Annotated in this window: 14 protein-coding genes; 10 read left to right on the top strand and 4 right to left on the bottom strand. The window is 41.3% G+C overall.

The genetic code is table 11. The features are described from left to right. Positions 1–3: 3 nt before the first annotated feature. Positions 4–1,308, top strand: coding sequence for an SLC13 family permease (locus ACFW0C_RS07930; RefSeq protein ID WP_378106702.1), 1,305 nt, complete (start codon positions 4–6; stop codon positions 1,306–1,308). Positions 1,309–1,362: 54 nt separating this feature from the next. Here the strand turns inward: ACFW0C_RS07930 and ACFW0C_RS07925 are convergent, their stop codons facing one another. Then, entirely contained in the window at positions 1,363–2,085 is a 723-nt protein-coding gene (locus ACFW0C_RS07925; protein ID WP_378106700.1) for a GntR family transcriptional regulator, read from the bottom strand. 331 nt (positions 2,086–2,416) lie between these two features. Between ACFW0C_RS07925 and ACFW0C_RS07920 the strand changes: the two genes are divergently transcribed. Next, positions 2,417–2,881 (top strand): glutathione peroxidase, encoded by a 465-nt coding sequence (locus tag ACFW0C_RS07920; RefSeq protein ID WP_378106699.1) that lies wholly within the window; start codon positions 2,417–2,419, stop codon positions 2,879–2,881. A gap of 194 nt (positions 2,882–3,075) precedes the next feature. Here ACFW0C_RS07920 and ACFW0C_RS07915 read toward each other — a convergent pair whose 3' ends face one another. After that, positions 3,076–4,611: a metal ABC transporter solute-binding protein, Zn/Mn family gene (locus ACFW0C_RS07915; RefSeq protein WP_378106697.1), complete on the bottom strand. Its 1,536-nt coding sequence runs from the start codon at positions 4,609–4,611 to the stop codon at positions 3,076–3,078. Positions 4,612–4,895: 284 nt separating this feature from the next. On the opposite strand from ACFW0C_RS07915, the gene ACFW0C_RS07910 reads away from it, so the two are divergent. From ACFW0C_RS07910 to ACFW0C_RS07880, 7 genes are all read left to right on the top strand, one after another. Continuing rightward, the gene (locus tag ACFW0C_RS07910; protein ID WP_378106695.1) at positions 4,896–5,687 is read left to right on the top strand and encodes a carbon-nitrogen family hydrolase; all 792 of its coding nucleotides are present in this window, start codon (positions 4,896–4,898) and stop codon (positions 5,685–5,687) included. Between the two features lie 107 nt (positions 5,688–5,794). Next, complete coding sequence (locus ACFW0C_RS07905) at positions 5,795–6,244, top strand: PepSY domain-containing protein (RefSeq protein WP_378106693.1); 450 nt, start codon at positions 5,795–5,797, stop codon at positions 6,242–6,244. Between the two features lie 220 nt (positions 6,245–6,464). After that, positions 6,465–6,848: an OsmC family protein gene (locus tag ACFW0C_RS07900; protein WP_378106691.1), complete on the top strand. Its 384-nt coding sequence runs from the start codon at positions 6,465–6,467 to the stop codon at positions 6,846–6,848. Between the two features lie 24 nt (positions 6,849–6,872). Continuing rightward, complete coding sequence (locus tag ACFW0C_RS07895; RefSeq protein WP_290490715.1) at positions 6,873–7,682, top strand: aldo/keto reductase; 810 nt, start codon at positions 6,873–6,875, stop codon at positions 7,680–7,682. Between the two features lie 135 nt (positions 7,683–7,817). Further along, a complete protein-coding gene (locus ACFW0C_RS07890) occupies positions 7,818–8,528 on the top strand; it encodes an MBL fold metallo-hydrolase (RefSeq protein WP_378106689.1) in 711 nt (236 codons plus the stop codon). 39 nt (positions 8,529–8,567) lie between these two features. Continuing rightward, positions 8,568–9,215 (top strand): YitT family protein, encoded by a 648-nt coding sequence (locus ACFW0C_RS07885; RefSeq protein ID WP_378106688.1) that lies wholly within the window; start codon positions 8,568–8,570, stop codon positions 9,213–9,215. Positions 9,216–9,273: 58 nt separating this feature from the next. Then, positions 9,274–9,981, top strand: a complete 708-nt coding sequence (locus ACFW0C_RS07880) for a DNA alkylation repair protein (protein WP_378106686.1) — start codon at positions 9,274–9,276, stop codon at positions 9,979–9,981. Positions 9,982–10,041: 60 nt separating this feature from the next. Here the strand turns inward: ACFW0C_RS07880 and ACFW0C_RS07875 are convergent, their stop codons facing one another. Next, positions 10,042–10,695, bottom strand: a complete 654-nt coding sequence (locus tag ACFW0C_RS07875; protein ID WP_378106684.1) for an SDR family oxidoreductase — start codon at positions 10,693–10,695, stop codon at positions 10,042–10,044. A 112-nt stretch (positions 10,696–10,807) separates the two neighbouring features. After that, positions 10,808–11,014 (bottom strand): hypothetical protein, encoded by a 207-nt coding sequence (locus ACFW0C_RS07870; protein WP_378106683.1) that lies wholly within the window; start codon positions 11,012–11,014, stop codon positions 10,808–10,810. Positions 11,015–11,192: 178 nt separating this feature from the next. Here ACFW0C_RS07870 and ACFW0C_RS07865 point away from each other — a divergent pair, with 178 nt between their 5' ends. Further along, positions 11,193–13,211 (top strand): heavy metal translocating P-type ATPase, encoded by a 2,019-nt coding sequence (locus tag ACFW0C_RS07865; protein ID WP_378106772.1) that lies wholly within the window; start codon positions 11,193–11,195, stop codon positions 13,209–13,211. The last annotated feature ends 105 nt before the right edge of the window (positions 13,212–13,316 follow it).

Below are 13,316 nucleotides of genomic sequence, written 5' to 3'. Positions count from 1 at the left end.
CGAATGACTTATATGTTGTTAATCATAGGCGCAATTATACTAGCTATCTTCTTAGGGGAAAAATTTGATGTCAATGCAGGGATAGTTGGGGTCGTCTTTGCTTACATACTAGGTTCTTTCATGATTGGACTGAGCACTGATGAAATTTTTGCTTTGTGGCCAGTTGAATTATTTATGATGATTTTCGGGGTTTCCTTCTTCTTCAACTTTGCCAATGAGAATGGGACTTTGGAAATTATCGGCCACCACTTAATCTATGCCTTTAGAAACCACCTATTTTGGTTACCTTTTGGCTTCTTTTTCGCCGCAGCCCTAATTTCAGGATTGGGTGGGTCCATTTGGGGCTCAGTGCCTATCGTTGGGTTCTTAGCCTTGAACATCGCTAAGGAAAACAATTTAGACACCCGAATCATCGCCATTGCCGTAATCGAAGGGGCACTTGCAGGGGGCGTGTTCCCGTTCGGCCCCCTTGGCGCTATCGTTCAAGGGTTGATAGCTTCCACAGGCTTTGCCGAGATGGCTCAAGAAATCTCATGGCAACTATTTATTGTATCCACCATTTATCCGATTTTATTGCTATTATTCTTAATGTTTAAAGACCGGAAAAATGACGCCTACAAGCAAGTTGAGTTGAAAGCACCAGAAGCCTTCAAACCCAAACAAAAGCAGACTTTAACACTAATGACCATTTTCATTGGAATTATGCTAATCTTCCCTATCATCGACAACTTTACTGGTGGTTCAATCCCATTTATCGCCTCTATTAGTGATTCACTAAACCTAGGTTTGATGGGGATTGTATTCGGGGTAATTGCCTACATGTTTGAATTAGCAGACGGGCAAAAAGTACTCAACCGGACACCTTGGTCAGTAATCTGGATGACTTGTGGGATTTCATTACTAATTGGGGTAGGGGTTCAAGTAGGCATTACGGAATCATTAGCAGCCTTAATTTCTTATGTACCTTGGCCGATCATTCCAGTAACCATCGCCTTACTATGTGGTTGTATGTCAATCTTCTCTTCAACTATCGGGGTCATTGCACCACTATTCTTTACAACATTGCCTGCCTTATACGCAACAACAGGTTGGAGCCCATCCATCATGGCCGTTTGTATTATTATCGGTGGATTTGCAGCAACCGTTACACCATTCTCGGATGGCGGCAGTTTACTACTCGCTTCATCAGGTTATTTAGGAAAAGACCAAAAAGACTTATATAACACTTTATTGTTTAGGGTAACACCGTTCACAGTTGGGTCAGCAGCCATTACGGCCTTAACCCTATCAATCATCCATAGCATTTAAGCGCGAATAAAAGGACACGAGCGAATCGCGTCCTTTTTATTTAGACAAATTTAATTAATAACGGTATTGGGTGCTGGCGCCTTGAATAAAGAATTGTGTTTCTTCAAAGTGGTAAGTGATTTTTGAATAGTCGAACGGTTTCCCGTTATTTAAATGGAAGATCGACTCTGTTTTTAAACAAGGATCGCCTTCACTTAAGTTTAAATGAGCAGCCTGTTCAGCTTTCAATTTCCCAACACGCAAGAAGTGGTCACCATAGCCAATTGGTATTTCCAGATCTTCTGTAATATAGTCGAAGATGGAATTCGATGCAATTTCTTCGCTTAAGTAAGGGATAATATCCTTGTCAAAATAAGACTCTTCCACACAGAAGGGGCGACCTTCGATATAGCGTATGCGCGTAACATGGTAGACCTTTGTTTTTGCTGGGTCGTCAATTTTTAAATTTTCTACCGCTTCATCAGTTGGGGCAATTAACTCAAGGGATAAAACTTTAGAATCGATTTTAAATTGGCTTAAGGTAGAATTAAACCCACCCAGGTTTAATAGGTTGATATAACCCTTACGTTGATTACCACGGACATAAACGCCAGAACCACGCACTTGGTAGATTAACCCTTGTTTCTCTAAGTCATTTAAGGCAGATAATACTGTGTTTTTACTCACTTGGTAATAGTCCACCATCTCTTGGATACTCGGTAACTTATCATCTGCATTTAATTCATTTTCATTAATGTAGCGGACCAACGCGCCAGCCACCTCTTCGTATTTAGCCATATATAAAGAACCTCTCTCTTAGGTATTTGGAACATTATATCATGAAAGCTCTTACATTATCAAATGGTTAGGGTATAAAAATGTATACCACCATATAATCTAAGTTTCTCAATTTCACTTTACCATATAGGTAACAAAAAGATATTAGTAAGGTGGTTATTAGTACAACCAAATATTATTGATGCAAGACTCAAGAACTAGCGAAAGTATATTGATGATAAATAGTCAATCTATGAACGTGATTATTCGCTTTCACAGGTAAAAAGGCGTATCATTTAGCCTAAGATACAGAAGATTTTTGAAGAGTTTCTACTATTATAAAAGGAGGAATATGATGACTATCTATGATTACACGGTTAAAGATGCTAACGGTCAAGATAAAAAACTAGCGGATTATGAAGGAGACTTGTTGTTGATTGTAAATACAGCGACCAAGTGTGGACTAGCGCCTCAATTAGAAGGTCTTGAAGACTTACACCAAAAATATCAACGTGAGGGCTTTAAGGTACTTGGATTCCCTTCAAATTCATTCATGCAAGAACCTAAGGATGGTAAAGGGGCCGCAGAAGCATGCGCACTAAACTTTGGCACCTCATTTCCTATGTTCGATAAGGTATCCGTAAACGGCCCTAAAACAGCACCATTATTTTCCTATCTGAAAAAAGCATCTGGTAATGGTCTAGTAAAATGGAACTACACTAAATTTTTAGTAGACCGCCAAGGCAACTTTATTAAACGGTATGCTCCAACAACAGAACCCGCAGATATTGAAGCGGATATTCAAGACAATCTATAGAGCATAAGCGTCTACAAAATAAAAAGGAAGACCTGTCAAAAGCAGATCTTCCTTTTTATGTATGGGTAAAACAAGTCAATATAATTTAGGAACCACCTCCAATAAAATCAGCTCTAGTTGTGTAAGGTAGAGAATGTCTAGAAAAAACTGATATCGAGTCTATAAGGGCAAAATGTGAATCATTATATTCTAGGTTAGTGAGTCATCATTTCTTGTGCGATTTCTAAGCCTGACATATCAGTTGGGTAGTATGTTGGCCAGTGATCCACTTCTTCAAGAAGGGCTTCTTGTGATTCGCCACCCCAGTAAATATGGTAGTGTCCTGTTTCAACTGGTGCTATGTTGTGGTCTGAGAATTGCACGTATTTGAAGTCGCCGGCTTCTGGGTCGTCTGTTTCAAATAAGAAACGAACACCACGATTTCCTTTTTCATAGGTTAAGATCTCGTAGCCAACATAGTTATACTCGAGTGTCCTGCTTTCTCCATCGACAATATATTCAATGGTGTTGTCAGTGATGTTGATATTGTCGACGTCAGTTTGGTAACCACTTGTGTAGTATTCTTTATACGCTTCAGCGGTCATGCCGTCATTTAATTTAGACTTGTAGTCAAAGACTTGATCTAAAGTACCGTCTTCTAAGAATGGGTAAACAGATTGCCATTCGCCTGCATAGTCAGATAGGGTGCGGTCTAAAACGTCACCATCTTCGAAGTAGCCATTGTAGACGGTTTGTTGAGTTTCTTCTTCAGTAGTTTCTGAGTTTGCGGCTGGCAGTTCTGTTGTTTTTTGTAATGACGTTAAGTTTTCTTTCATAACAGAAATATAGTCAGCACCATCATCCATAGCTTCTTGAGTAAGACTTTCTAGTGGATTTAGGATGGCCATTTCAACGCCTGCTTCATCAGCCAGGGTTTTGGCCATGCTGTCTGAACCGGCTTCTTCGTAGTAGATATATTGAATGTCATTTTCTTTTACGTAGTCAGCTAATTCGGCTAGACGGGCTGCTGATGGTTCTTCTTCAGGTGTTAAACCAGCGATACCAATCTGGTTTAAACCGTAATCAACGGCTAGGTAAGTGAAGGCTGTATGAGCAGTAACGAAGTCTTGGCGACTAGCGTTCTCAAAGGTTTCTGTATATAAGGCGTCTAATTCGTTTAATTCCTCAATATAAGCATCCGAATTGGCTTGGAATTCCTCGGCCATATCTGGATATAATTCGCTTAATTGGGCTGTAATAGATGCCACTTCCATGATGGCACGATATGGTGATACCCAAGTGTGTGGGTCGTAGGCGTGTGAGTGCCCTTCGTGTCCTTCTTCATCAGAGTGCTCGTGGTCATGGTCGTCTTCAGATCCTGGAAGTAGGACCATGTTTTCCGTTCCTTTAATGACGTTTACATCTTCCTTGATGCTGGATTCTGCAGATGGCACCCAGGTTTCCATATTTTCATTGTGGTAAATTAGGGCATCTGACTCATTTAGGGCAGCAATTTGTTTCGCAGAAGGTTCATAGTCATGGGCTTCTGTCCCCGCTGGTACCATTAAACTCACGTCAGCTTTGTCGCCAACGATTTCTTTGGTAAATGCATAAACAGGGTAGATGGTTGTCGCAATTTCTAGTTTATCCCCATCATTTCCTGCATCTGCCTCAATATTTGCTTGTTTACATGCCGCCAAAAGGGCAGCACCCGTTAAGCTCAGTAAAGCTAATTTCAAACTTTTATTCATCAATATATCCTCTCTTCCAAAACAATATTCAATCACATGTATTTGGGTACCCAATGTTTTTTTTCCTTAGCTAGGGGCAAAATTTTTAAATCGTAACCATTACGATTTATTATCGGCTAATTTATCACAGGGTGAATCAATTCGTCAACAAAAATTTACATGAAATATCCTTCATATAGACAGCGATGGTCCTTTTTCCAAGGGAATAAGCCCTTTAAATTACTTTTGGAAGGGACTCGTATATAATAGGGAAAATGAGGAAAAAGGTTATTAGGAGGAATATGATGAAAATTGCGATTGTACAAGCAGCCTTACAACAAAGCCAGGTGGCAGAGAATTTTCAAACGATTCAGGCGTTGATGAAAGAAGCGGCGACTAATCATCCGGATGTGATTGTGCTGCCAGAATTATGGAATACTTCTTTCTTGCCGGAAGACGTGAAAGAGCGAGCGGATGAGGATGGCAAGGTGAGCCGGCAATTTTTAGGTCAGTTTGCTAAAAACTACCAAGTGAATGTGGTTGGGGGGTCGGTAGCCAATAGACGTGGTGACAAGCTATATAATACGGCCTATGTGTATGACAGACAAGGTCAAGAGATTGCAGCTTACGATAAGGCCCATTTATTCTCACCGGCCAAGGAAAATGGTTATTTTGAAGCGGGTGAAGCGAGTGTGACCTTTGAATTGGACGGGGTCAAATGCGGGATTGTTACTTGTTATGACTTGCGTTTCCCTGAGTGGGTGCGGGCCTTAGCCCTGGCAGATGCGCAGATTGTATTTGCACCGGCTGCTTGGCCTGAAGTTCGGAATTTACATTGGGATACTTTGGGACAGGCACGGGCAATCGAAAACCAGTTGTTTGTCGTATCGGCTAATTCAAGAGGACCGGTTAATGGGGACGAAGAGGCTTTATATGGCGGTCATTCAGCTATCATTGATCCTTGGGGCGAGTATGTTGTTTCTCCTGATTTACAAGTAGGCGTAAAATACGGTGAGATAGACCTTTCTGTTATTGAAGGCATTCGTTCATCGATTAACGTCTTTAATGACCGAAGACCTGATATCTATAATATATAAGTAATAGAGTCTTTTAAAGCTGTTTTTCTATATGTTATAATGTATAAAAGGTTAGTGATCACGCTAACTATAGTAGTCGACACTATGCTTAACGAAAGGGAGATTCCATGAAATTAAAAACAGGTGCGCTAACATTATTCGCTTCAGTATTCTTACTTGCGGCATGCGGTAACAGTGGTCAAGAAGATACGACTACAAGCGAAACAGCTGAAACAAGTTCAGAAACGGTACCAAGTTCAGAAGATACGTCAGGTGACGACGCGGATGACAATACCAATGATAGCAAGGAGAGCTCAAGTGAAGCCAACCAAGCGGCTTCAGGAGAATTCATTTCTGAAGATGAGGCATGGCAAATTGCTTTAAACGACGCTGGTCTAACTGAAGATGCCTTAACAGAACGTGAAATTGAATTAGATGATGTGGATGACGATGATGATGATGATTACGATGACGTAGCCCATTATGAAATTGAATTTACTGTAGATGGGGACCGTGAGTTTGCGTATGATATCGACGCAACAACAGGTAATATCTTAAATGCTGAAAAAGATAACTAATTAGCATACAACATTTAGAGAAGGTGGTACGTGAATTGGCCACCTTTTTAGTTTGGGAAAGTTTATGTTGGCTAAAGATAATAGAAGCTTAAATGCTTGATTTCTTTCGGTCAGACCGAGTCCTGTTTGCTAGTATTTTTCGGATTTCTTTTCTATAATAAAAGTATCAAGCAGTTAGTGGACTGGTAATGCAGGGCCTAGCTGGGTGAGGAGTGAATAGATGACCTTACATTTAAATATGGCTGATTTGGGTCCTGAGGCGGTCAACGACAATGGAGACAACTGGCCTTTGAATAAGGAAACTGGTTTTTCGCCTTTGAATACATTTGTCTTGGCGGTTGCGGCCTGTTCAGCGGGTGTATATCGGAATATTTTGAATAATTCAAAAATCGAACATACTTTCTATGACATTGCCATTGATTTTGACCGTTCTGAGGAAAGTGCCAAACCTGTTACTGCAATCACGATTACGATGTATGTGCGTGTGGCTGAAGAAAATCAAGGACGTGCTGAGCGGGCAACGAAGATGATACACAAGTATTGTCCGGTGGTCCAAAGTATTGACCCAAATATTCAAGTGAATGAGATAGTGGTTTTTCAATAAAGAGATTATAAGGAGCGTGTAATGATGGAATTTGTAACATTAAACAATGGGGTAGAAATGCCGATTTTAGGTACTGGTACCAATACTTTCGGTAAGGTTGACGGTGACTACTTGGGTGAAGTGACTGATGATACAACGGAATTAAAATCAGCGATTGCGGCAGGTTACCGTGCCATTGATACGGCGGTTGCATACCGTAATGAGTCGACTGTTGGTAAAGCAATCAAGGAATCTGGTTTACCGCGTGAGGACTTCTTTATCACCTCTAAGATCCCTGGTGATTTAGACCATGCGGGTTCAGCTGAAAAAGTGGAAGCGACTTTAAATGCATCACTTGAAGCATTACAAACAGACTACATTGACTTATACTTGATCCACCATCCTTGGGACAATGAAAATGAAATGTTACAAACTTGGTATGCTTTAGAAAATGCCTATAATGAAGGCAAAATCAGAGCTATCGGTGTATCTAACTTCGACCAAGACCAATTAGATATCATCATCGATAACGCACGTATTCAACCAATGGTCAACCAAATTAAATCAAATGTTGAAGTCTGGAACGATGACATTATTGAATATTCTGCTGAAAACGATGTGGTTGTCACAGCTTGGGCGCCAATGAAGGGAACTGACGAAAGTTCTCGTGCTATCTTAGATGAGATTGGTGCTCAATACGGCAAAACTTGGGGCCAAGTTTTACTTCGCTACCAAATTGAACGTGGTGTGGTCGTGATTCCTAAGTCACATAACGCAGACCACCAAGCAGACAACTTGAATGTATTCGACTTTAACTTGAGCGACGCTGACAAAGAGAAAATCGCTAACTTATAATATGACGATATTTTCTGGCAAAAGGTTATGACGGGAATGTTGTAGCCTTTTTTATATGGGAAAAATTTCTAAGGGGGTATGGGATAATTGTCAATTTTGTTATAATGAATTGATTGAAAAGGAGACACTGAAACGATGAGACAATTAAAGCAATTAACAGAACGTGTATATTATATGCCGGCGGATGGGGATTTGGACCGCCCGGTTTTAGGTTATATTAGAGGAGACAAGTTTTCCTTGCGGATCGATGCGGGGAATTCTGCTAGTCATGTAGCAAATTTTGATCAGGAAGTTGAACGTTTAGGATTGCCTAAAGAAGCTATGACTTTAATTACCCATTGGCATTGGGACCATACTTATGGCATTCATGCGGTGGATACGCCGGTCCTTGCTAATAAGAAAACTAATACCCAATTAGGCGTGATGGCTGAGTGGAAGTGGACTGAGGAAGCGATGCAAGAACGCCTTGAAACAGGCGAAGAGTGTGCTTTTTGTGACCAATATCTACGTGTTGAGTATGAAAATCCAGTAAGCCAAATTAAAGTGAATCAGGCTGATTTAGAATTTGAGGGTGAGCTGAATATTGATTTAGGCAACCTTGAAGTGAAAGTTTTCCCAGTGGTGAATCCGCACTCTGAAGATGGGATGGTTATCTATATTCCGTCTGAAAAAGTTGCTTTTATTGGTGATACCATTACGGAAGACTTCTACAACAATTCTTATTTGGATCCTGAGAAAATGGCTGTTTTACGTCAAACGTTGAGCGAATTGGACGCTGATTTCTACTTGCATGGCCACATTGACCCAATTTCGTTTGACGAATTAGACGCGTTTATGCAAGTTTAGTAGCGTTAAAAAGGATATTATGATAAAGGAGATTATTATATGAAAAATTATTTGAATAAAGATTTACTGATCCGAGCCATTGTGGCCTTTATTGGCTGTGTGGCGATTGCTTTTGGTATCTCATTGTCTGGGACTATCGATATGGGGATGGATCCGTATAGTGCCATGAATATGGGGATTTCTGCCCTAACTGGCATTCGCTTTGGTACGGTAGTTGTTATTTTTAATGTATTTATATTTTTAGCCGTAGTCTTCGTTGACCGTAGTCAATTTGGCCTGGGGACGATTATTAACTGGTTGTTTGTCGGTTATATCGTGGAATTTTTTGATTTCTTTTTTAATCAGGCAGGTTTAGGTGACGGTGATATGAATTTATTGATCCGTGTTATATTGACCGTTATTGCAGGTACGGTATTCTTATTCGGTGCATCTTTATACATTTCAGCCGGAATTGGTACGGCACCCCTTGATGCTATTGCACCAACTGTTGAGGAGAAAAGTAAATTTTCTTATGCGCAAGTCCGTTTTGCCCATGAAATTTTATCTTTACTGATGGCCTTATTATTAGGTGGTCCAGTTGGCTTAATGACTGTTTATTTAGGTTTCTTCGCGGGACCGATGATTTCAACCTTTAGAGCTAAATTGGCTGAACCTATTGTCAATAAATTAACTGGCAGTAAAATCTAGACGGCTAGAAAAGGCGAATACTGAATGATGCTAGCGACTTGAAGGGAAGGGTGAGGGCATGGAATACGCTGAAGTGATGACTGAATTGGAAGCTTTGGGGAAAGACCGGACCAAGAAAATATACCTGTCAAATGGGGCAGTTGAGCCATTATTTGGTGTAACAACGGGGTCAATGAAACCCATGCGGAAAGCTATTAAGATTGACCAAGACCTTGCTGAAGAATTGTATGCATCCGGAAACTATGACGCTATGTACTTTGCGGGTGTGATTGCGGACGCCAACGCCATGACAGTGGCGGATTATGACCGGTGGATCGACCAAGCTTACTGCTTTATGTTGGCTGACTGGGTGGTTGCTGTGACCTTATCTGAAGCGGATATCGCCCAAGAAGTGGCGGACAAGTGGATTGCCTCTGGCGAAGAGTTGAGGATGTCAGCTGGCTGGTCGACTTATTGTTGGTTGTTAGGTCGGTTGAAAGACGACCATTTTGATGTGGATAAATTGTCAGCTATGTTGGATCAAGTTAAAGAAACGATTCATGACCAACCTGAACGGACCAAGCATGCTATGAACAACTTTGTTTATACGGTTGGCTTATCCTATATTCCTTTATCTGAAAAAGCCTTAGCGGTGGCTGAAGAAATTGGTGAATTGGTGATTGAACGTGAGCATAAGAAACCACAAACGTTGAATGCTTATGCGTCGATTCAAAAGGAAGTTGAAAGAGGCCGGATAGGTTTTAAACGTAAATACGTCAGATGTTAATTTAGATAATAAAAGGTGCCTGCGACTTTGTTCGCGGGCACCTTTTTACTTTATACAAGCTTATAGATTTTGAATGGCTGTTGTGACATCTGTGTCGCCGTCTACCACTTCAAATTCTTTACCAATGGTATTATCGTTTTCTAGAACTGCTAGTAAGGTTTGGGCTACGTTTTGACGGGCAACGTCAATAATTTCAGTTTGGGGTTCAGTAGTGATTTTCCCAGAACCTGGTTGATCACGTAGGACACCTGGGTGAACGATAGTCCAATCTAGGTTGGTACGTGATTTCAACCATTCATCTGCGTAAGTTTTCGCTGTGGTATAAACGCGTAAGACACCTTTCTCGATTTGCTCGCGACCGGTTCTAAAGGTAGATACGATCACGAAACGCTTGATACCAACTGCCTCAGCTGCCTGCATAGATTTAATAGCGCCATCAAGGTCAACCATCATAACAATGTCGTCACCTGAACCGCCAGCACCGGCAGAGAAAATCACTGAATCAATATTATTGTCGGTCAGAATTTTTTCAATGTCTGCTTGTGTGTGTTTGGTTAAGTCTAAGTAAACTGATTCAATCCCGCGTTCTTCAAAGAAGGGGGCTTGGTCTAAGTTACGAATGGCTGCAACTTCTTCTACTGTTTCTGAATCTTTTACAAAATCTGCGAAGTGACGGGATACGCCACCATGGGCACCAATAACAAGTACTCTCATGTTTAAAAAGCTCCTTTCAAATGACTCTTTCATTTCTCTATCAAGTTTCTATATTTATTTGTCTACTAGATAGTATAAAGGTCAAAAAAGGGCAATTCAAAGAATCCGCTTATTAGTGGTCGAAATCAATCCGCTTGCTTAATGGATACATGATGAACATACCAAGGGTCATGGCCGCAAATTCAGATAGGGCAAGTGATAAGTAAATTGGTAAGAAGGCAGCGTCTGCACCGACTAATACGATTGTTGTAGTGGTTGTGAACATGGATAGGGCGAAAACAACTGTCAAAGTGATATAGCGAATCCATTGGTCAGACAATAATTCAAAATTTCGTCAACAATTATTATTGCAAATTTTATTTCTCTTATAGTATATATTTTTTATGGAATATGATTGATTTTTCATATTAGTGCGGTATAATAAAGGTAAGGAATATGAATGAATGTTCATATACACTTATATATTGTAAGTAAGCTATTAAAAAGGAGTGGACATGATGACTGAAAAAGAGACCCATCACCATAAAGATACAAGACATCATTCTAATCAACATACACATGAACACGCAGACACTAACGACCATAATCATAAACACGACCACGGCAACGGTCATGACCACTGTGGCCACAACCATAGTGAACATGACACCAAGCTGGCTACCCGCCTTTATATCCTTGGTTTCATTGCCTTCATTTTAGGTCTTATCATTGGTAATTGGCTACCATTTGTAGGGAATACCTTAATGGTAGTGTCAGTGATCTTATCCGGCTACCACGTGTTAGGTGAAGGCTTTGGTGATACTATTCGAGACACCATGTCCGCTGGTAAATTCAAACCCAATATCCACTTATTGATGGGGCTGGCGGCAGTTGGCGCTCTATTAATTGGCTCTTTCTATGAAGCAGCCCTATTAATTTTAATTTTCGCAGGTGCCCATTTCCTAGAAGATTATGCGGAAGGGCGGTCGCGACGAGAAATTACCAACCTGATGAATTTGAACCCAACTGAAGCCTTACTATTACAGGCTGATGGTTCAACCCAAAACGTAGCAGTTGACCAACTGCAAATCGGTGACCAAGTCCAAGTCTTAAATGGGGGTCAAATCCCTACTGATGGCCGGATTGTCAAAGGGGCGACTGTCATCAACGAAGCCTCTATCAACGGTGAATCTATGCCTAAAGAAAAAACAGTAGGTGACGAGGTATTTGGGGCGACCATTAACGGGGACCACGCTATTGTGGTTGAAGTCACGAAGAATCCGGATGAAACCGTCTTTGCGAAAATCCTGCAAATGGTGGAAGCGTCCCAAGCTAATTTGACACCAGCTGCCACTAAAATCAAGAAAATTGAGCCAATCTATGTCACATCCGTCCTGGCCATTTTCCCATTTATAGTCCTTCTAGGCCCTTGGATCTTCGGCTGGGAATGGGCAGAGGCTTGGTACCGTGGACTAATATTCTTAATTTCCGCCTCACCATGTGCCTTGGCCGCTTCAGCTGTACCCGCAACCCTATCAGCCATTTCAAACTTGGCCCGCCACGGTGTTCTATTCAAAGGTGGCGCTTACCTCTCTAATCTGATTGATCTAAAAGCCATTGCCTTCGATAAAACCGGGACCTTGACCAAGGGTGAACCCGAAGTCACCGACTACTATTTCGTTGACGGAATCCAAGACGAAGCAATCTTGCCAGTAGTTGTCGCGATGGAAAGTCAATCCAACCATCCCTTGGCCCGTGCCATTTTACAAGAATTTAAGGCTCACACAAAATCCTTAACCGACCCGATTGAAGTGACGAATGACCTTGGAAAAGGGCTGAGCGGGACCCATGCTGGCCATACTTACCAAATTAGTAAGCCGTCAATATTTGAGGTCGTTCCTGACAAAATCAAGGGGGACACAGACGAATTGTCGGCGGACGGGAAAACGGTGGTTTATATCGCAAAAGATGATGCAGTCATTGGCTACATAGCTATGATGGATACGCCAAATCATGCGGCTAAAGCAGCCATCGACTACTTCCACCAAGCAGATGTCCATACCGTCATGATCACTGGAGACAACCAAATAACGGGGCAGGCAGTCGCTAATCAAGTGGGGATTGACCAAGTTGTGGCCAATGTTTTACCTGAAGAGAAGGCCCAAATTGTTAAAGACTTACAAGCTGAATACGGACAAGTTGGGATGACAGGGGACGGGGTCAATGATGCGCCAGCTCTAGTGCAAGCGGATATTGGTTTCGCTATGGGGGACGGAACGGATGTGGCAATTGACGTTGCCGACGTTGTTGTGATGGCTAATGACCTGGACAAATTGACTTATGCCCACCAAGTATCCAAAGATTTAAACCGAATTACTTGGCAGAATATGGCCTTTTCAATGTTTGTTGTGCTCGTTTTAGTCATCTTGAATTTCATGGGCATTTCAGATATCGCTCTTGGCGTCCTTTTCCATGAAGGCTCAACAATTTTAGTTATCTTGAATGGCTTACGCTTGTTGCGTGGGAAAAAGGAGTAACATTTAAAGCTATGCCAGAAAAAAGTTTTAAATTGCAATACAAGATACATGAACAAGGGCGAGTATTCAACGTTAGGTGTGAATTTGAATAAATATGATACACAA

It is taken from the genome of Aerococcus sp. NPDC058936 (assembly GCF_042741995.1).
Lineage (GTDB): Bacteria > Bacillota > Bacilli > Lactobacillales > Aerococcaceae > Aerococcus.
Note: the sequence above shows the minus strand (reverse complement) of the source record. Positions and strands in the feature narration are given on the sequence as shown.